A 19,697-nucleotide genomic window follows, 5' to 3' on the forward strand; every position below is an offset into this window, starting at 1 on the left:
ATTATTTTCTTATAAATAAACAAAATGTTAACTAGATTTATGCTATGAAATATATTGTACACTTGAAATAATGAGGAATTCTTTTGAATTGTGTTGATAATTTGACTGTATAATTTATTCAGTAGAAGTTATTTCATTCTTCCATGTCATTAACTTTCTTAAAAAGTATACTGAAAATGATACAACTTCTATTGTTAAAAATCTATAGTCCTTTTTCTAGTAAGCAAACCAAAAGAGCATCATTTTTTAGTTAGTCACCACTTAATTCCAAATTATAAGTTATTTATTTGTATTTAGGTACAATCAAAAAATACTAGACCAGTATGCTTGCCTATTTTGCATCATACTACATCAGTAAAATCAACTAATAGGGTCACTATGAGCTGATTTTACTTTCTTGCCTGCCTAAATATACATTGCATCTTTTAGTCTGTTATTTTTTTCCACTCATCTTAGTTTTGTTTTTTATTTTTGATTCACCTAATAAAAAGCTTGCAGGTATTCCTAACAATACAATAATTGTGCAAACAAAAAACACAGTATGAAGTGAATCTGCTAATGCTGATTTAAGAGGTGGAATCATAATCTGTTGTAATTGTGATGGAATTTTATTTAATATCTCTGGACTTAATAAAGTGTTGAATAAGCTTTGTGGATCATTATGAGCATTTTGAAGCATTGTACCTAAAGCTCCAGTTTGTAATGCAGCAATCTTATCAGTTATTGGAAAAAAACTTTCATCCAATATAGTTGCTGAGCGATTATTAAGCACAACTCCAAGTATAGTTACACCAAGAGTACTTCCTATACTGCGGAAAAATTGAGTTGCTGATGTAGCTACTGCACGTTGCTCAATAGAAAAGGTTGATTGTACAGCTAATGTTATTGTTGGCATTATTAATCCAAGTCCAAGACCTAGTATAATAATGTATAAGCTTACAGTAAAACTAGTTGTATCAACATTCATAGTGCTTAATAAATACAAGCTGATTCCCATTAAGGCAATACCTAAAATAAACAAAGTTCTGAACTTTACTTTTGTAACCAATTGTCCTCCAGCCACACTTGTTACCATCATTCCTAACATCATTGGGATCATTGAATTTCCTGATTTTGTAGCACTTATGCCGATTATACCCTGCATAAAAAGTGGTAAAAACATCATTGCACCAAACATGCCTAGTCCCATTAGAAATCCAACAATATTTGCACCTACAAAAACCTTGTTTTCAAAAAGATGAAGATTCAAAATAGGATCCTCTGCTTTTAATTCAATAAATATAAATACAATACAAAATATCAAAAATAGAGCAAATAATCCGATAATCTGCCATGAAATCCAAGGATAATCTTTTCCTCCAAGGCTTAAGCCTAATAGTAAGGATACAATAAATATAACAAGAGTCAAAGCACCTGCATAATCTATTATTACCTTTTCTTCAACACGCTTTTCACCACTTAATCCTATAAAAACAGTAATTGCAGCTAATAATCCTACAGGTAGGTTTATATAAAATACCCATCTCCATGTTGCATTATCTACAAACCATCCACCAATACTAGGTCCTACTATGGATGAAAGTCCAAATACAGCACTTATTACTCCTTGCCATTTACCACGTTTTTCAGGTGGGAAGATATCACCAATTATAGTCATAGCCATTGGCATCAAAATTCCTCCACCTATTCCTTGAAGTCCACGATAAAAAATTAACTGTGTCATATTCTGACTTGTTCCACATAGCATAGAACCAATCATAAATAGAACAAGTCCTCCTACATACATTATGCGACGTCCAAATAAATCCGACATTTTTCCCGCTATAGGTACTACTGTTGTTGAGCTAAGCAAATAAGCTGTTGTTACCCAAGCCATAATGCTTAAACCGCCTAAATCACCTATTATTCTAGGCATTGCTGTTCCAACAATTGTTTGATCCAATGAGGAGAAAAATATACCCAATAAGAGCCCTACTAATAAAATTCTGCTTTTAGGATTTTCATTCATTTTTATTCCTCCATTGTTCATTATCGTTAATAAATTAAGAATTTACTTTAAACACGCAAAGTCTAAGACTCTGTGTGTATTTTTAGATAAAAATACTTGCTTGTTTTTAGAAGTATAAAAATTATGAAAAGTTGTTTTTTGACTTCTAATTTCAGTAATATTTTCTATAGATTTATTTTCTTTACCATTTCTAATCTTTTTACTTCTATTCGTTTTTACTTCTCTTTTTTATAAAAATTATAGTAAATTAACAACTATATTTTTAGCAAATATAATAAAAAATATGTATAAGCTTTTCTATGGCACTTGTGAAAAAACTTTATATATACCAATCAAATATTATGACAAACTAGCATTAAAAAATTACGCTTATTTAAAAAACATGTGTTATTCTGATGCTAATCTTAGAAAGAAAGTTACTTTTAAAAAACTTCATGATTATATAAGTACTTATGCTTAAAGAATTTAATATTCTTAAAATTAAGACAGCCTTGAAATGGAATACATTTCAAGGCTGTCTGTTATATTTACACCTAAAAACTATATGTTATTTATTTTCATTTGCCTTAATTTTCTTATAGATTATATTCCTTTGGTGGGTTTCCAGAGAAATCTGCTATTATTGCTTTTGCATTTTCCAAGTAAAATACTTCAAAAATTGGGTTTGAAGCTTCATTATATTGTCCCTTTACTATAGGGTTTGCCATACATGCTTCTTTAACAGCCATGTTGTTTTCAAATACAGCTTTTCCATTTAATCTAATCCAAGCATATTTAGGACTTGAAACACATATTTCTATTTCAGGATTTGCTTGCATGTCTTTATAAACATCCTTAGTATTGTTTGTACAGAACCATAACTTTCCTTCCATTTCTAAACAAAACATAAATGGACGACATTTTGCTTTTCCATCACGACCTACTGTTGCTAAATATTGAACTGAATTTGCTTGTAAAAATTCAACTACTTCTTTCATTTTGTTATCTCCTTTATTTATAAAAACATTTTTAATTATTTGTTTAAAACTCATTTTCTAAGCTCCTTATAATGCGAAGTGGCCACTTCCTATGGTTTTATTATAATTAGTTACATTACTACTGTGAAGTAAGCACTTTAAAGTGGTATAGTTTCCAATAGGATACTATTGAAAATGCATCTATACTTAAGACACATAAAAAACTCCTTATACAAATTATTTAAGTATTAGATCAATTCCAATTTATATTGATTTTCTTTAGCTTTAATTTTATAATAATTTCTATAATATCAAGCGTAATGTAAGCATCTAAAAGTGCTATAGTATTCAAATGGATACTATTAAGAAAGGACGTGTGTTTGTATGGCTAAAGAATTACCTGCCTGCCCTGTTGAAATAACTTTGCAGCTCATAGGAAATAGGTGGAAAGTATTAATAATGAGAGATTTGCTTGAAGGAACAAAACGTTTTGGAGAACTAAAGAAATCTGTTGGTTCAATAACACAGAAGGTTCTTACTCAAAATTTAAGAGACATGGAAGAAAATGGACTAGTTATTCGTAAAGTTTATGCTGAAGTTCCTCCAAGAGTTGACTACACATTAACTGAAGTTGGATATAGTTTAAAATCTGTTCTTGACTCAATGATTGAATGGGGAACTTCTTATAAAAATAAAGCTGAGTAATGTTTTTAATATAATAGACAAGCTGAAATTAAAGAAAGAAGTTATGTGGTTTAACACCAAATAAAAAACCACTAAAATGACACAAATCTTTGTTAAACAATATGAGCAGCAAAATGACATTTCAACCAAATGAGGTGAACCTTTAGCAACCTTTGCACCAAAGGAAGATATTATTGTTGCATATAAAAGGAATAGATATATTTCCTATATGACTCAATAATTTATTCGCATTAAAAAAAGAATTTAAGATAAAAACTTGACTTATAGTGAACTTAAAGTAGTACAATAAACTATATTTGGTTTTATTTGCTATATTAATTAAAATTATTTGAAAGAAAGGTGATTTATCATGAAAAAGAATATTCTTATTGTTTACTACTCTCTTCAGGGACATACCAAAGAAGTATCTAATATAATTAAAGATATTACAGGCGCAGATATTTTTGAAATAGAACTTGAAAAACCTTATAATTTATTTACCTCTTATACTATTGGTGTTGTGCACACACGAACTGGTCATACACCATCTTTTAAAAATCATTTATCCAATCTAAAAGATTATGATACTATATTTATAGGATCACCTATATGGTGTTTTACACTTACACCTCCTATTGCATCTTTTCTTAAAGAATATAATTTAGAAAATAAAACCGTAGTTCCATTCTGTACTCATGGAGGAAATCCAGGGAACTTCTTCGAAAAATTCAAAAGCATGTGCCCTAATTCCACAGTTCTTAAAGGCATAGATTTTCCTAACAGTAAATCGAAAAATCCTAATGAGCTAAAACATTTAATTGAAAACTGGTTAAATGAAATTAATATATAGCTTTTTAGTTCATCACTTCTAAGCTGAAAAACAAAGACGCATTTAGAAAAATTAACTATGCAAAATATGATTAAAATAGTTAAGTTAATCACATAAAAGAAAATAACAAGTACAAAATATGATGTGTCTTATATAATATCAAAAAAAATACATGGTAATAGCAGATTTTGCTAATACCATGTATTTTTTATTTCCATGATTTTTTTATTTCCATGATATTAATGAATCTTTCCTTAGAACGGTTCTAAAATATTTCAGATCAGGATATCAAATAACCATGCATATAACAATTTCTTTCTTTTCCTCAAGATGAAGAAAATTTCTAATCTCATCATTTCCTTGGGCTGCAATAGCAAAAAATCCACTAAAGAATGTTCCAAGACCTAAAGTATTAGTTATGAGTTCCATATTTGATGAGACCAGAGAAACAATTACTCTTTTAACTTTAGTCCATTAGCTCCTGCTTTAAAACTTTTTATAAACAAATCAAAGACGCCTTTAATTAACTTTGCATTTTCAAGCTCATAATTTAACTGAAGTACTTCAATTGCTGCTTCTATAGTACACAATTCTCCTTCTGATGCACCTCTTCTCAAGGTGTATTCTGACTTATGAATTGTATTTAACGAAACTCTTGGTAAATTCTTTAAATAATCACTCTTTCTCAATATCCTCCTAGCTTCTTTCCATGTACCATCCAAGATAATAAATGCAGGAATCTTTTCCGAACTTTTATATTCAAACTTGCTTTCTGATAACTCATCATTCTCCATTGGAAATAGTATATATATTTCATACTCTTCACTATTAATGTATTCAATCAATTTTTCAGGAGCATTTGTTCTCTCCCATAGAATTAGCTCAGTTGATTCTGGATTAACAAGTTTCAGTAATCTAGCTGTATTTGAAGGCCTACTGAATTCTCTTTCCGTTGATAATATCCATATTTTTGTTTTAGTTTGTATCTTAGGCACAATATTGCAAATACAGTTTATTGTTGGTAGCCCACATTTATTGCAACTTTCGTACAATTTTGTAACTTGCTTAACTTTAAATTTAGAATCCATCTTACCTGCTACTCAAAATACGGACAAACATACCCATATCGAGATTATTACTATTTCAACGTGTTCTGTCTTGCCTATAGCTACTACAGCTTTATATAACACTCCATAGTCGTAAATTCCCCAAATAGCCTTGGGTACATATATAAGAACTTGTTTAATTTAAGCTATCTTATATTTTTTAGTATTAGCTAAATTTATTGAAGCATTTAAATCTCTATCTATAACATTTCCACATTCACATTTATAGATTCTATCTGAAAGTTTTAAATCTTTCTTATATGCTTTACAACACGAACATAGTTTAGATGATGGATACCATCTATCAACTATTCTCACTTCAATATTATTTTGATTCGCCTTTGAAATAAGCTTAGTTCTAAAATCATAAAATTTTTGCTGTGCTACTGCTTTAGCTAAATACCTATTCTTCATCATTCCCTTAACATTTAAATCCTCTATTGCAATAAAGCTTGGTTTTTGCTTTACTAACTCACTTACTGTTTTATTAATATAATCAGTTCTAATGTTTGTAAGTCTTTGATGAATTTTTTGTACATTGACTATTTGTTTTTGGATATTTTGACGAGTAGCTTCTCCTTTCTCTTTTTTATTCCTTAACTTTAAACTCTCATATTTCCTTGAAAGTTTTCTTTGTTCTCTCTTTAATTTCTTTTCTGCTTTTTTTACTATTTTAGTTTTATTAATATTCTTTTTAGATATTCCATTATTACAGATTGCAAAATCCTTCAAACCTAAGTCAACACCTATTCCTTCTGAATATGGTTTAGATTTAGATATAATATTTTCTTCTACTAAAATTGATACATAATATCTATCAGCTTTTTGATTTACTGTACCACTTTTAACTACAGAATCAACTGGAATATATCCAAATTCTTCAAGCCTTATCCATCCTAATGTTGGGATTTTTACTCTATGTCTTTCAATAGTCCAGTCTGTTTTATTATTCTTTGGGAAATAGACTTTGACATCTTGATTTTTCTTTTTCTTGAACTTAGGGAAACCACTTTCACCAGTAAAGAACTTCTTAAATGCTTTTTCACCATTCATAATGGCTTGTTTAGTAGCTTTGGAAGATACCGCCTTAATCCATTCTTTATCTTGATTATTAGGAATATATTCATTATTAAGCCATTTAGAAAAATCCATTCCACTAACAAATTTCTTTTCATTCTTATAAACTTCTTTATTATGTGCAATATAAAAATTATATATAAATCTACTCACACCAATAGTTTGATGAATTTTGGTTATTTGTTCTCCTGTCGGCTTAATTTCAATTTTGTATGCTTTCTTCAATCTCCTTATCCTCCTTAATCTTTTTCTTATACTTTCTCAGACCATATATTCTACAACTAAATACATGAAGTATTGATATTATATCTTAAACTAATTCTTCTTGTGGGGAAAAACTTTCATTGATTTACAACTATAATTTTTGTATTAAATTTTCCTATAAATCTTTCAAACCACTCAAATCCAAAACGTATAAACCTATCTTTATGAGTTACCAATATAGAATCAATTTTATTTTCCATACATTCCTCCAATAGTTTATTCCATTTTTTACGATTATAATTAAGTCCACTTCCTATATCTTTTATAACTTCATCTACTATAATATCTTTAGCATTTGCAAAATTCTTCAAAAATTCAATTTGATTAGCTAAATCATCTTTTTGATTATTAGTAGAAACTCTACTATATATAACTATCTTCCTATCAACATGATTGTCTAACCCTTTAAATTTTAAATATTGGTCATAAGTATAATACCTTCGATTAGTTGGAGTTCGTTTTGCATGAAGTATTCCTTCTCTATCCCAGCGTTGCAATGTTTTTACTGATACATTTAATAATTCAGCAAAATCACTTGGTTTATAATTTGTGATATGTTTCAATATACCCACTCTCCTATGAGCGCATATTAACACATTTACACACTTTTTTCTATATTTTTATTAACTAAACACTTTCCCCTGTGTTAATATCTTTACATAACTATATATAAATATTATATAAAAGTTAGTATAACATCTAAATATCTACATTTCCACATTCTAAGGGATAAGTAAAAAAATAAAAAGCACTCAATTTATAATATTGAATGCTATTTATCATATATTTCATTATAATTTAAACTTTAACCTTCAGTAAATATACTAATTATTTTATCAATTACCTCTTGAATTTTTTCTTCACTTAAATGTGCAACCTTATATAGTATTATTCCTTCATCTGCTGTAAATATTTATTTGGTCTAATATTGCTTATTTTATTAAGACTTCCCTTTTCAAAATCATTTTCTGATATCTCAATAGCATATGAGTCATAAATATTTTGACTTGTTATCTGAGACAATATTAAATCTTCCCCATCTAAATCTGATAAAACTAGTGCTGGTCTTTTTTTAGATTGTGATAAATCTGAGAATGAAAATGGAACAACAACTATATCTCCTTTTATAAATCTGCCCAAGCTTCATCCTCCTCTGGCTTAAGCCAGTCTTTACTTAAGCTGTCTTGACTCGCTAAAGTTATATTATCAATTTTCACATTATTATTTTTCACTTTTTTAAATTGTATAAAATGTATATAGTCATCTACTTCTTCCAAAAGATAAGGTGGTAAGTTTTCTATCTTTTTTAATAATGTTTCCCTATTAATCATTCTAATCACCTTCCTTTAACTTTATATTAATACTATAACATATACAATTAAAAACTTTCTAAAAAATCTATAAATCTATAAATTGCCTACCAAGGCTTATCCCAAAAAACATTGAAATTATTAATGGCTTTGCATTGTATTAAAATTCTAGTTCTTATTTGATAAAGTCTAAGCATGATACAGATAAACAAACTACTAACTAAATTTAAACCTTGAAATATATTCAAAACTAGAAAGTAAGTTAAATCATACATTAAATTTCAAATACTAACTCAGGACTTTTGCAAGTCATGAGCCCTGACATAATGCAAACACCTTCTGCACCTGCATCAATAGCTTTTTGGGCATTTACAGGTGAAATACCCCCAATAGCATAAACAGGAATATTTACAAAACTGCAGACTGATGATAAGAAGTCTAAACCTCTTGGCGGAACTCCTTTTTTACAATCAGTAGCAAATATATGTCCTGCTGTAATATAAGTTGCGCCTAAATTCATAGCTTCTATTGCTTCATTTACTGAATGAATTGAAACTCCAACTTCATCAAATTCTTTATAAATAGTGAGATTAGATTTTAAAACATGTAATGGAAGATGAATCTTTCTACAATTAAGTTCTTTGGCTGCTTTATAATAAGTATGTAATATACACTCTGTACTATTTTTTCTACATACTTTTAATACCTCAGCGGCTAATTTTTTATAATCATTTTCAGATAAATCTTTTTCTCTAAGAACTATACTTACAGACTTAATCATTGTGTTTTTTTCATTCAATATACATATGTTTTGTATCTGTGTTAAAAAGTCATTCCTGCAAAGATGGCGATTAGTAATTGATAGTAATTTATACATATATATAATCACTCATAACAAATTGAAGACCCCGATTATCAATTGCTTGTGCTATTTCTTCTACTGTACGTCCATCTGAAATCTCAAATTGTTCATCACCTTTAGCCTCTTCATCATTACTATGGCCCCCTATTCCAACTGAAACTCCAGCTGAAATTTTAGTTGCTGCAAGTCCAATTACATTATCACGAAAACGAGCGCATTCACGAGTTGATATAGTAATGCTTGCAAAAGGCAAGAATATTCTATATGCAGTAATTACCTGTAAAAGCTGTCTCTCATGTACATCTTTTGGATTAATTTTATCATTATTAATTATTGGACGTAACCTTGGACATGACAAAGCAATTTCAGCATGTGGATACTTACGTTGAAGAAGATATGCATGAAGTCCTGTTGCAAATGCATCCTTACGAAAATCATCTAATCCAAGCAGTGCTGCAAATCCAACTCCTCTCATTCCTCCTTTTAATGCTCTTTCCTGTGCATTTAAACGATAAGGAAAAATACGTTTGTGTCCAGCTAAATGTAATGTTTCATATTTATCTGAATTATAAGTTTCCTGGAATACAGTAACAAAGTCTGCACCACATTCATGTAAATATGCATATTCATCAGAGTTCATTGGGTATACTTCAAGGCCAACCACCTTAAAATATTTTCTAGCTATCTTGCATGCTTCACCAATATAAGAAACATCAGACATACTACGACTTTCACCAGTAAGAAGCAATATTTCCTGTAATCCAGTTTTTGCAATGCATTGCATCTCTTTTTCTATTTCTTCTGCATTAAGTTTCGCACGCTTAATTTTATTATGACAGTTAAAACCACAGTAAATACAATAGTTTTCACAATAATTAGCAATATAAAGCGGAGTAAACATATAAATTGAATTACCAAAATGCTTGCGTGTTTCAAGTTTCGCACGCTTAGCCATTTCTTCAAGTAAAGGAAGAGCTGCAGGTGATAATAATGCTGCAAAATCTTCAATATCTAATACATCTTTCTTAAGAGCGGTAAGCACATCATGAGCTGTATATTTTTCATAATCATATGCTTCCATTTTTGAGATAACCGTATCCATAACATTAGATTCAATCACCTCCATGCCCTCCATATACTTCATATGATCAACACGTTGTTCCATTTAAATCCCCTCCTTAATCTTCAAGAAATCCAGTTAATGGTGATGAAGCTGAAGCACCTTTATCAAGTACACGACCAAGCCCTGAAAGATATGCAGATCTTCCAGCAATTATTGCATTCTTAAAAGCTGATGCCATAGCTGGAATATTTCCTGCTGTGGCAATTGCAGTGTTAGCCATAACTGCTGCCACTCCCATTTCCATAGCTTCACAAGCTTGAGAAGGTCGTCCAATTCCCGCATCAACAATAATTGGAAGTTCAATTTCATCAATCAAAATTTTAATAAAATCACGTGTACTTAAACCTTTATTGGATCCAATAGGTGAAGCAAGTGGCATAATAGCTGATGCTCCTGCATTTACCATATCTCTTGCAACATTTAAATCTGGATACATATAAGGCATTACTACAAATCCCTCTTTTGCAAGAATTTCAGTAGCTTTTAATGTTTCATGATTGTCTGGTAAAAGATATTTTGAATCACGAATAACTTCAATTTTAACAAAATCTCCACATCCAATTTCTCTAGCTAAACGTGCAATACGAACTGCTTCCTCAGCATTACGAGCCCCTGATGTATTTGGAAGTAATGTAACACTTTTAGGTATATAATCTAAAATATTAGCACTGCCACCTAAATTAGCACGACGTAATGCTAAAGTAATTATCTCAGCTCCAGCATTTTCAACAGCTGCATTAATTAGATCAAGTGAATATTTTCCTGATCCTAATATAAATCTTGAATTAAACTCATGTCCACCTATAATAAGTTTGTCAGTATTATTTTCCATGTTCTATTCTCCTTCACTTTCCAAATTTTAAATTTATTTCATAGCTAGCATCCGTAACACTCCAACTTCTACAATGTTGAGATAACGGCTGCACGCTCCTGGACGAGGTACCATTGAGTGTATAAGTTCAACTAAAATTCAGATGGGGATCAACCCTAACCTTAATCAGGTTTTACTTGATAAGATATCTAGTCACTGTAACACTTTCATGTTCTATTAAATTGTTAGATTTATACTTCTTCTATCCCCAGTATTAATCTTAAAACCATATTTGATTGATGACCTGCGCAAATAGATACACGTGGAGCCATTAGGCCTCGTCCTACCATTGCTCCAGTTGTCCTATCCCCACATAAATAAAAATTATCTGTTATTTTTTTCGTGATTATTGTATTACTGCTTTCATACCCAGCCATTCCTGATGCTGATACAATTTTTTTTAGCGGATAATATTCAATAAGAGTATTTACAAGCAGAGCCTTAGCTTTTGGATTATCAAATGCTTCACAAATAATTTCATCATTTTTAAATAATGCTTGGACATTTTTTTCCGTAACTTGTACAGTATCAATAGTTACTTCAATAAATGGATTTATTTCTTCAATTTCATTTTTTAATGCTTCTGTTTTATATAATCCAAGATGCTTAATTTTATATTGCTGACGATTTAAATTACTTGGTTCTACTATATCAAAATCAATTAAATGTAAATGTCCCACTCCTGTTCTTGCTAAACTTACTGCTATATTAGAGCCAAGACCGCCAAGTCCCGCAATCGCTACTTTAGCAGCTTTAACTTTTTCAAATACATGTGGAGTATGTCTTGCACACATCAAGCTTTCAAATTCATCTTGTGGTGGCATTTTACCTTTTTCAATAAAGCTTACTTCATCATTTTCATTAAGATTATAATCATTAAAAGTTTGAAATCCATTTAAAATAGTTATTATATTTTTTTCATCATCATAATGCTCTTTACGCAAATCATGAAGACTTAAACAATTAGTTGTTACTTTCTTACCATTAATCTTTATATTCAAATCAGCCACCTCCTACAAAACTTACAACTTCAATAGTATCACCATCTGTTAATATTTTTTCTTCATATTGAGTTTTAGGCACAATTGAGCCGTTACATTCAACTGCAACAAAAGCAATTTTATAACCTTCTCGCACTAAATAATGCGCTAAACTTAGATTATCTGCATTGCTTATTTTATTGCCATTTACGTATATCATAATTCACCTCCTAAAAATTGGAAATAGCAAAAAAGGCCACACGAAGACTTACACCCGTGGTGGTGTACCCCTTCGTGTGACCTTAATCATCACTCTGTAACATATAATACCAATATGTTATCATAATGTCAATATAATTTTATAATTCATATCAAATTAATAATTTCATTTTATTTTTCTTCCTTCAAATTCCAAGGGAGGAATTTATTCTAAAAGATCTAATATATTAATTAACATCTACATAATTTTCAAGATATTCAGTTTTGCTCAAGGGGCTGTACGCATCATGGTCTCCAATATGATAATACATTAACAACTAGATAATATGGTTTTATATTATCTGTTCCTAGTGTACGAATATTACAACTTAATGCAATAAGATAAGTCAACCCGAAATGTTTTTTACCAAATAAAACTTTGATCACCAATATTTCCTATAGATATTAAAACTACATATGGAAAAAAAAGTATTGCTATGATACAATTAATTAAAGTGAATTGATCAAATAAAAAAATATATAAATTTGGTCTTATTTTGTAATCGTTTATCAAAGTGTTTTTTATTAAATTTTATATGTAAAGGAGAAGATAAAATGGCAAAGATAAAAATTCCATACAACAAAAAAATGTTAGAGGTAGATATTCCAGATAAAAATCTTGCAGCTGTCCTTCAATCAGGATCAGAGAGTTACACAACAAAACTTACACAAGAAGAAATTGTCGAACAAGCATTAGATAATCCTATTGGAAGTAAGAGTTTAGAAGAATTGGTAAAGGGAAAAAATAATATGGTTATTATAACAAGTGATCATACAAGACCTGTTCCAAGCAAAATTACTTTGCCAATATTATTAAGAAGAATTAGAAAAGTAAATCCTGAAATAGATATAAAAATTTTAATTGCAACAGGATTCCATAGACCAACAACCCGAGAAGAAATGATTGATAAATTTGGTGAAAATATTGTAAATAATGAACAAATAATAAATCATCTTTCCCAAAATAAAGATGACCTAGCACTTATAGGAACCCTTCCATCAGGTGGAGAACTATGGATAAACAAATTAGCGGTTGAAGCTGAACTTGTAATCTCTGAAGGATTTATAGAACCACACTTTTTTGCTGGTTTTTCTGGAGGCAGGAAAAGTATTTTACCAGGAATAGCCGCTGCTGGAACAATTATGTGGAATCATAATTCAGAATTTATAAATAGTAATAATGCAAGAACAGGAAAACTTTTAAAAAATCCTATACATGAAGATATGCTTTTTGCAGCTCAAAAAGCAGGTTTAGCATTTATAATGAACGTAGTTATAGACAAGGATAAAAAAATTATACATGCTGTTAGTGGAGATAGTAAACTTGCACATGAAGAGGGATGTAAATTTGTTTCAAATCTTTCAAGTATTAAAAGTGTAAAGGGAGATATAGTAATTAGTTCTAATGGTGGATATCCACTTGATCAAAATATATATCAGTCTGTTAAAGGAATGACAGCAGCTGAAGCATGTTGTAAAGATGGTTCTGTAATAATAATGGTATCTGCTTGTAATGATGGTCATGGTGGAGAATCATTTTATAAGAATATGGCAGAAGCAAAAAGCCCTCAAGAAGTATTAGATAAAGTACTTAAAGTTTCAAAGAACGAAACAAAACCAGATCAATGGGAATTTCAAATTTTAGCAAGAATATTAAGTAAAAATAAAGTTATTATGGTGACAGATATGTGTGATACTAAAATAATAAAGGACATGCATATGGATCATGCGTCTACAATTGAAGAAGCATTGAATAAAGCCTATAAATTAAAAGGAAATGATGCAAAGGTTGTTGTTATACCAGATGGTGTTTCTGTTGTAGTAACTGACTAACCTAAAAAAGAGGATTAGAATTTATTAATCCTCTTTTTTAGTTAATATATATGTTAAAAATTGAATTCTACATTGAAATTATGTATAGTATCACTACGGAATGAATAAATCATATTGCAACATATATCTCTGATTTATTTACGATGATAATTTATAATTACACTCTAAATTAATAACATTCTACTCAGTTATAATCATTCCAAATCTTATGATAGATTTTCACATGCTTTTGCTTACTTTTCTTTTACCCTTATATAAAATCCACTCATTTTTTGATAATTATGTATGAATATTAATAATAGAAAGACAAATACTATGAGAGTAAAATTTATTGCTTGGAGGTATTATATATGTTTGAACATAAAAAACAATTATTACATGAAGTAAAAGTTGAGAAACCCAATCCACAATACGCAGTATTAATGCAGGAACAATTAGGTGGAGGTAACGGAGAACTTAAAGCAGCACTGCAATATCTTTCTCAAAGTTTTAGAATAAAAGATCAAGAAATAAAGGATTTATTTTTGGATATTGGTGCAGAAGAACTTAGCCATATGGAAATGGTAGCACAAACAATAAACTTGCTAAATGGCCATGATGTAAATAATACAGCAATTAATAGTGGAGAAATCCAAACTCATGTTCAATGCGGATTATCACCTGTATTAATTAATTCATCTGGAGCACCATGGACAGCAGATTATGTAACTGTTACTGGTGATTTAGTTGCAGATTTATTATCTAATATAGCATCTGAACAAAGAGCTAAAGTTGTATATGAATACTTGTATCGCCAAATTGAAGACAAAGAAGTTAGAGCAACAATTGATTTCTTACTTAACAGAGAGGAAGCTCATAATGCATTATTTAGAGAAGCCTTAAACAAAGTTCAAAATACAGGGTCAAATAAAGATTTTGGTGTTACACAAGATTCTAAACTTTACTTTGATCTATCTAAACCAGGACCTTCACATGAAGCTCCAAACCCAACTCCACCTTCATTTGAAAATCCTAGAAAATAAAGTCTAATATTAATATATAAAATATCTAATTAACAGGAGGAATATATATGCAATTATCATGTGGTGAATTACATAATTTAAGTGAATTAATTTTAAGCTGCGTAAATTCCATAACTAATATGGCATTGTATAAAAATGCAGTTACAGATCCAGAATTAAAGGCTATGATAGAAGCCCATTTTCCAGTTCATGTTCAAGATTACAATATGAAAGTTAAATTTGTTAAAGAAGCAACTGCACCTACAGAAAAGTTAAATGTTCCAGTGTTATCAAAAGTTCTACAAGACTTTACTAAAGCACCAGTTGCAACAATTCCAGTTACACCTAGAACAGATATACAACAATTAAATGATAGGGAAATAGCTACAGGATATCTTTTAACTTTAAAAAGAGCTGGAAGAGAATATGCATGGAGTGCTATGGAAGCAAGTAATCCAGAACTTCGAGAATTTTTAAAGGATGCCTTTACAATGAGTTGTAATCATGCTTATGAAGTATGGCAATGGATGGTCAAAAATGGTTTTTATGCTTTATCTCCAGCACCACAAACTGAAATAGATACAATAGGATCTATCTTCAATCTAGTGCAACAATAAAATACATTTTCTATAAATAATTATAGATTTTATTTCTAAAGAGCATTTGTATTTTTATAGATGCTCTTTATTTTACAAATGACTAAGTTAATGTCGTCATTATAATTAATGGAGGTAAATAATGTGAAAAAAAAAGGTACGATTATATTAATTTTTATATTAACACTTATGATAGCAGGCTTTTTTATTATAAAAAACTTGACTGAAACACTTGATGGTAAAATTAATACATATATTGCATTAAACTTACAATTAGATAAAATTCTTAATCCACAATCAATCGACGATAAATCTATAGAACAAATTAGAGAAAATTTAAATAAACAATCTACTAAGTCTTCTAAGCAACCTATACCATTTTCAAACATAAAAAACATTACCATAGAAGAAAACTCTGAGAAAATACCAATAAGAATATATACACCTGAATACGAAGGGATACTTCCCGTGATTATTTATTCACATGGTGGCACCTGGATTGCAGGAAACCTTGATACCCATGACAATGTTTGTAGAAAGCTTTCACAAAATACAAAAGCAATAGTTGTATCCGTAGATTACCGCCTTGCTCCAGAAAATCCTTTTCCTGCTGCACTAAATGATGTATATAATGTATTACAATGGACTAGCAAAAATGCAAAAAGCATAAATGGCGACGAAAAACATATTGCTCTTGCTGGCGATAGTGCTGGGGGAAATCTTTCTGCAGCAGTTTCATTAATGTCGCGAGATAAAAACGGTCCTCACATTACTTGTCAGGTATTAATATATCCATCTACAAACTTATATGAATTAAATTCTCAATCTTGGCTTTACTTTTCTAATCGTTTCAATATTTCAAAAGAAGAAATGGAAAAATATATTTCATTATATGTACCACAAAAAGAAGATCTAAAAAATCCATATGTCTCTCCTCTTTTAGCTAATAAATTTGATCAATTACCAGATACACTTGTTATAACAGCAGAAATTGATCCTCTTAGAGACGAAGGAGAAGATTATAGTAAAAAACTAAAAGATGCAGGAATACAATCTGAAGTTATAAGATTTAATGGTGTTACTCATGGATTTATCACAATGGATAAGATCACAAATAAAGCAGACGAAGCATTGAATCAAATTTCTTCATATTTGCAAGATGAATTTCAAACTGAAAAACAATAACAAACACAATTACATTATCTGCATTGTTTGAAGCTAGAAATCACATAGCTGTTTATTTTTTTACATTTAATGATTTTTTTGATTTTTTCTTATGTTAAAGCTATTTGTTAATATTTTAATAATTTAGAACAAAATTTTAGACTATCTATATATTTTTAGATAGTCTAAAACTTTAACTTTAAGCAATAATGCTTTCTTTAGAAGTTATTTATACACTTTCCAGTTTATTGATAATACATTAACTTAATATTAAAACACAAAGAAACAATTATGTATTGAATTTTTTAATAACTGTTTATCTGCATCACTTACATTATTTATTATCCCAAGCTTTCAATCGCTTTTTTTGCCCACATTGAATCTCTAAACATAGCCCTTCCTACTCCAACAAGATCAGCTTTACCTGAAGTTAATAACTTTTCAGCAGCATTAGCTTCAGTTATCCCACCTGTTAATATAACTGGAATTGACACTACTTCTTTAATAGACTGTGTAAGCTCAGAAAAATATCCTTGTTGTCCAACAAGACCTGGAACTGTGTACCCACATAATCCACCTGAAATATCTAGTATATCTATTCCTGCTTTTTGAAATTCTAACGCTGCTATTTTACTATCTTCTATTGTTGTTCCACCCTCCATATAATCGCAAGCTCCAAGTCTAAGAAGAATTGGAAAATCTCCACCTACTGCCTCTTTTACAGCTTCTATGACTTCTAAATGAATTTTAATTCTACCTAATACATCACCGCCATATTCATCATTTCTTTTATTTGTAAGTGGAGAATAAAATTGATTTAAAAGATATCCATGAGCAGAATGAATCTCTATACCATCAAAACCAGCATCCTTTACACGTTTTGCTGCATCTTTGAAATTTTGAATTATTTCTTTTATTTCTTGTTTTCTGAGTTCCTTTGGCACTTCCGATTTTGAACGTGGATTAACTATAGATGAAGGACCTACATTCGCGTATCCGCCTGTAACATCTGTATTAGTTGCACTTCCTGCATGGTTAATTTGCATTATTGCTTTGGAACCATTTTTGTGAATAATATCAGCTAATTTTTTCAAACCTTCAACAGTACTATCATCTGCTACAGATAACTGCCCTTTACTAGCTCTACCTTGAGGTGTAATAAAACTGTGCTCAATAATAATCAATGATATATAACCACCTCGAGATTTTTCATCATAATATTGTAATAATTCCTTACTTACCTCTCCATTACCTTCTGATTTAGAAGTAGCCATAGGTGGAAAGACTAATCTATTTTTCAAAGATAACTTACAGTTATCTAATGTTTTAATTAAATATGACATTTTTATCGCTTCCCCTTTTGTTATTTTATTCCTATGCTCATTATATGACGAGATAGTTAATAATTAAAGTATGCACTTTAAAGTAAGATACTATCTAAAAAGAGAGCTAAACTTCATAAATCAAAGAAATAAATAACATACCTTTTTCATATATTAAATCTTTAATTGGCACCAAATGGAATTTAATGTTCGTCTTACATTTAAAATTGTCTGTTTAATATGCCAATAAATTTTTCAACATTTATTCCTCCCATACATATATCCTCCATTTAGTTAACTAATTAAACTAAATTAGTCAACTAATATTATTAAATAAAAACTTTATATAAATCTTCTCTCTTCAAAAATACTTCTTGGATCAACCTGTTCTTTGCAGAATCTTTTTACTCTATGACCTGAAAATCTTGCTGTACATGCTCCACAAATTCCTTCACCACAACACATTTTAAAATTATTACAACACGAAATAGAAACATCATTTCTGTTAATCTTGTTTAAATAATTAATTACATCATAAGTTAGAATATCAGCTCCTGCTATATGAATATAATTTGTACCATATTCAAGAGCATCTTTAATTATTCTTTTTGCCTGATCTGAAAGTTTACCCTTATCTAATAAAAAATTTTCAGATATTTTTATGTTGTATTCATTTAAAAATTCTTTAGCAAAGTTTTCTTTAAATGGGCTTTTATCTATTACTACCTGCAATTCATTGTTTTGTGAAATTAATTTTCTTGCTACAGGAATCATAGGAGCTAGTCCAATTCCTCTTGCAAGTATTAGTGCTTTATTATTTTTTTCATCGAATATATTCTTAACACCAAAAACACCATTCCAATAAGGACCACGTATGATTATACTTCCACCAGTTTTTATATCTAATAATTTAACTGCTTTTATTCCTTTAATTTCAACAGCAATTGTAATAATATCATTTTCTACATCTGAATTCATAATAGAGATTGGAATATCAAAATAAGTATTTTCAGTTGTTCTTATAAATATATAACTTCCTGGTCTAACCAAATCTATAATTAGTTTATGAGGTGCTTTAAACTTAATTACTAATAATTTGTTATCATAATTTAATGCTTCCTTTACATGACATTTAAAAGTTTTACGTCCCTCTTTTGCTTTATTACCATTATTATAGAGTTCTTGATATATGCACACCCCCTTCCAATTCAAACAATCGCACAAAATTTCTCCTTGGCATTGAGAACATATCAAACATTGCCCATATTCTGCAAGCTTACATGGACAGTATTCAGTTCCTGCATCAATACAATCCACTTTTTCATACTTCATTTAAAATTTTACAACTCCTTAAATCATACTTTATTCTTCAATAATTAAAATATGATTTAATTCAAATTACAGTAATACTTAATAAGTATCTTACTTATAATAAAATGTATATAAATAAAAA

At 29.5% G+C, this 19,697-nt stretch carries 19 protein-coding genes and 2 pseudogenes; 6 read left to right on the plus strand and 15 right to left on the minus strand.

Annotated elements, in window-relative coordinates; genetic code table 11:
* Positions 1–433: 433 nt before the first annotated feature.
* Together CLSA_RS12090 and CLSA_RS12095 are read right to left on the minus strand one after the other, a co-directional pair.
* Complete coding sequence (locus CLSA_RS12090) at positions 434–2,008, minus strand: MDR family MFS transporter (RefSeq protein WP_022746622.1); 1,575 nt, start codon at positions 2,006–2,008, stop codon at positions 434–436.
* Positions 2,009–2,583: 575 nt separating this feature from the next.
* Positions 2,584–2,985 (minus strand): pyridoxamine 5'-phosphate oxidase family protein, encoded by a 402-nt coding sequence (locus tag CLSA_RS12095; protein ID WP_041716591.1) that lies wholly within the window; start codon positions 2,983–2,985, stop codon positions 2,584–2,586.
* 363 nt (positions 2,986–3,348) lie between these two features.
* Between CLSA_RS12095 and CLSA_RS12100 the strand changes: the two genes are divergently transcribed.
* Positions 3,349–3,669: a winged helix-turn-helix transcriptional regulator gene (locus CLSA_RS12100; protein ID WP_022746625.1), complete on the plus strand. Its 321-nt coding sequence runs from the start codon at positions 3,349–3,351 to the stop codon at positions 3,667–3,669.
* Between the two features lie 349 nt (positions 3,670–4,018).
* Complete coding sequence (locus CLSA_RS12105; protein ID WP_022746626.1) at positions 4,019–4,498, plus strand: flavodoxin; 480 nt, start codon at positions 4,019–4,021, stop codon at positions 4,496–4,498.
* A gap of 204 nt (positions 4,499–4,702) precedes the next feature.
* Here the strand turns inward: CLSA_RS12105 and CLSA_RS24005 are convergent.
* From CLSA_RS24005 to thiS, 11 genes and pseudogenes are all read right to left on the minus strand, one after another.
* Positions 4,703–4,924, minus strand: a pseudogene (locus CLSA_RS24005) (nitroreductase family protein); the annotation flags it as partial.
* A gap of 5 nt (positions 4,925–4,929) precedes the next feature.
* Positions 4,930–5,565 (minus strand): tRNA-uridine aminocarboxypropyltransferase, encoded by a 636-nt coding sequence (locus CLSA_RS12110; RefSeq protein ID WP_022746628.1) that lies wholly within the window; start codon positions 5,563–5,565, stop codon positions 4,930–4,932.
* A 159-nt stretch (positions 5,566–5,724) separates the two neighbouring features.
* Entirely contained in the window at positions 5,725–6,885 is a 1,161-nt protein-coding gene (locus CLSA_RS12115) for an RNA-guided endonuclease InsQ/TnpB family protein (protein WP_022746629.1), read from the minus strand.
* A pseudogene (locus tag CLSA_RS12120) lies at positions 6,863–7,478 on the minus strand (IS607 family transposase). The gene CLSA_RS12115 and the pseudogene CLSA_RS12120 overlap by 23 nt, the downstream one beginning before the upstream one ends.
* 334 nt (positions 7,479–7,812) lie before the next feature.
* Positions 7,813–8,064, minus strand: a complete 252-nt coding sequence (locus CLSA_RS12125) for a type II toxin-antitoxin system PemK/MazF family toxin (protein ID WP_022746631.1) — start codon at positions 8,062–8,064, stop codon at positions 7,813–7,815.
* The gene (locus CLSA_RS12130) at positions 8,049–8,255 is read right to left on the minus strand and encodes a hypothetical protein (protein ID WP_022746632.1); all 207 of its coding nucleotides are present in this window, start codon (positions 8,253–8,255) and stop codon (positions 8,049–8,051) included. Before CLSA_RS12130 ends, CLSA_RS12125 begins: the two co-directional genes overlap by 16 nt.
* Before the next feature lie 253 nt (positions 8,256–8,508).
* On the minus strand, positions 8,509–9,111 hold the full coding sequence (locus CLSA_RS12135; protein WP_022746633.1) for a thiamine phosphate synthase: 603 nt from the start codon (positions 9,109–9,111) through the stop codon (positions 8,509–8,511).
* Positions 9,104–10,261 (minus strand): 2-iminoacetate synthase ThiH, encoded by a 1,158-nt coding sequence (gene thiH / locus CLSA_RS12140; protein ID WP_022746634.1) that lies wholly within the window; start codon positions 10,259–10,261, stop codon positions 9,104–9,106. Before thiH ends, CLSA_RS12135 begins: the two co-directional genes overlap by 8 nt.
* A 13-nt stretch (positions 10,262–10,274) precedes the next feature.
* Positions 10,275–11,051, minus strand: coding sequence for a thiazole synthase (locus CLSA_RS12145; RefSeq protein WP_022746635.1), 777 nt, complete (start codon positions 11,049–11,051; stop codon positions 10,275–10,277).
* A gap of 230 nt (positions 11,052–11,281) precedes the next feature.
* Entirely contained in the window at positions 11,282–12,091 is an 810-nt protein-coding gene (gene thiF / locus CLSA_RS12150) for a sulfur carrier protein ThiS adenylyltransferase ThiF (RefSeq protein ID WP_022746636.1), read from the minus strand.
* Between the two features lies 1 nt (position 12,092).
* Positions 12,093–12,290, minus strand: coding sequence for a sulfur carrier protein ThiS (thiS, locus tag CLSA_RS12155; RefSeq protein ID WP_022746637.1), 198 nt, complete (start codon positions 12,288–12,290; stop codon positions 12,093–12,095).
* 593 nt (positions 12,291–12,883) lie between these two features.
* Between thiS and larA the strand changes: the two genes are divergently transcribed.
* The 4 genes from larA (at position 12,884) to CLSA_RS12175 (ending at position 16,943) form a co-directional block, all read left to right on the plus strand.
* Entirely contained in the window at positions 12,884–14,161 is a 1,278-nt protein-coding gene (gene larA / locus CLSA_RS12160; RefSeq protein WP_022746638.1) for a nickel-dependent lactate racemase, read from the plus strand.
* A 350-nt stretch (positions 14,162–14,511) separates the two neighbouring features.
* Positions 14,512–15,183: a manganese catalase family protein gene (locus CLSA_RS12165; protein ID WP_022746639.1), complete on the plus strand. Its 672-nt coding sequence runs from the start codon at positions 14,512–14,514 to the stop codon at positions 15,181–15,183.
* A 47-nt stretch (positions 15,184–15,230) separates the two neighbouring features.
* The gene (locus CLSA_RS12170) at positions 15,231–15,779 is read left to right on the plus strand and encodes a spore coat protein (protein WP_022746640.1); all 549 of its coding nucleotides are present in this window, start codon (positions 15,231–15,233) and stop codon (positions 15,777–15,779) included.
* Positions 15,780–15,887: 108 nt separating this feature from the next.
* On the plus strand, positions 15,888–16,943 hold the full coding sequence (locus CLSA_RS12175; RefSeq protein ID WP_077393795.1) for an alpha/beta hydrolase: 1,056 nt from the start codon (positions 15,888–15,890) through the stop codon (positions 16,941–16,943).
* Positions 16,944–17,263: 320 nt separating this feature from the next.
* Here the strand turns inward: CLSA_RS12175 and CLSA_RS12180 are convergent, their stop codons facing one another.
* Both CLSA_RS12180 and CLSA_RS12185 read right to left on the minus strand, forming a co-directional pair.
* Positions 17,264–18,265 carry an NADH:flavin oxidoreductase gene (locus tag CLSA_RS12180; protein WP_022746642.1) on the minus strand — a complete coding sequence of 334 codons (1,002 nt, stop codon included), beginning with the start codon at positions 18,263–18,265 and terminating at the stop codon, positions 17,264–17,266.
* Between the two features lie 321 nt (positions 18,266–18,586).
* Positions 18,587–19,576 carry a sulfide/dihydroorotate dehydrogenase-like FAD/NAD-binding protein gene (locus CLSA_RS12185; RefSeq protein ID WP_022746643.1) on the minus strand — a complete coding sequence of 330 codons (990 nt, stop codon included), beginning with the start codon at positions 19,574–19,576 and terminating at the stop codon, positions 18,587–18,589.
* Between the last annotated feature and the right edge of the window lie 121 nt (positions 19,577–19,697).

This window comes from Clostridium saccharobutylicum DSM 13864, assembly GCF_000473995.1.
Taxonomy (GTDB): domain Bacteria; phylum Bacillota; class Clostridia; order Clostridiales; family Clostridiaceae; genus Clostridium; species Clostridium saccharobutylicum.

Excerpts from the sequence above, each read along its gene's own strand:
- CLSA_RS12090 (WP_022746622.1), bottom strand. The coding sequence starts at position 2,008 with ATGAATGAAAATCCTAAAAGCAGAATTTTATTAGTAGGGCTCTTATTG.
- CLSA_RS12095 (WP_041716591.1), bottom strand. The coding sequence starts at position 2,985 with ATGAAAGAAGTAGTTGAATTTTTACAAGCAAATTCAGTTCAATATTTA.
- CLSA_RS12100 (WP_022746625.1), top strand. The coding sequence starts at position 3,349 with ATGGCTAAAGAATTACCTGCCTGCCCTGTTGAAATAACTTTGCAGCTC.
- CLSA_RS12105 (WP_022746626.1), top strand. The coding sequence starts at position 4,019 with ATGAAAAAGAATATTCTTATTGTTTACTACTCTCTTCAGGGACATACC.
- CLSA_RS12110 (WP_022746628.1), bottom strand. The coding sequence starts at position 5,565 with ATGGATTCTAAATTTAAAGTTAAGCAAGTTACAAAATTGTACGAAAGT.
- CLSA_RS12130 (WP_022746632.1), bottom strand. The coding sequence starts at position 8,255 with ATGATTAATAGGGAAACATTATTAAAAAAGATAGAAAACTTACCACCT.
- CLSA_RS12135 (WP_022746633.1), bottom strand. The coding sequence starts at position 9,111 with ATGTATAAATTACTATCAATTACTAATCGCCATCTTTGCAGGAATGAC.
- thiH (WP_022746634.1), bottom strand. The coding sequence starts at position 10,261 with ATGGAACAACGTGTTGATCATATGAAGTATATGGAGGGCATGGAGGTG.
- CLSA_RS12145 (WP_022746635.1), bottom strand. The coding sequence starts at position 11,051 with ATGGAAAATAATACTGACAAACTTATTATAGGTGGACATGAGTTTAAT.
- thiS (WP_022746637.1), bottom strand. The coding sequence starts at position 12,290 with ATGATATACGTAAATGGCAATAAAATAAGCAATGCAGATAATCTAAGT.
- larA (WP_022746638.1), top strand. The coding sequence starts at position 12,884 with ATGGCAAAGATAAAAATTCCATACAACAAAAAAATGTTAGAGGTAGAT.
- CLSA_RS12165 (WP_022746639.1), top strand. The coding sequence starts at position 14,512 with ATGTTTGAACATAAAAAACAATTATTACATGAAGTAAAAGTTGAGAAA.
- CLSA_RS12170 (WP_022746640.1), top strand. The coding sequence starts at position 15,231 with ATGCAATTATCATGTGGTGAATTACATAATTTAAGTGAATTAATTTTA.
- CLSA_RS12175 (WP_077393795.1), top strand. The coding sequence starts at position 15,888 with ATGGAGGTAAATAATGTGAAAAAAAAAGGTACGATTATATTAATTTTT.
- CLSA_RS12180 (WP_022746642.1), bottom strand. The coding sequence starts at position 18,265 with ATGTCATATTTAATTAAAACATTAGATAACTGTAAGTTATCTTTGAAA.
- CLSA_RS12185 (WP_022746643.1), bottom strand. The coding sequence starts at position 19,576 with ATGAAGTATGAAAAAGTGGATTGTATTGATGCAGGAACTGAATACTGT.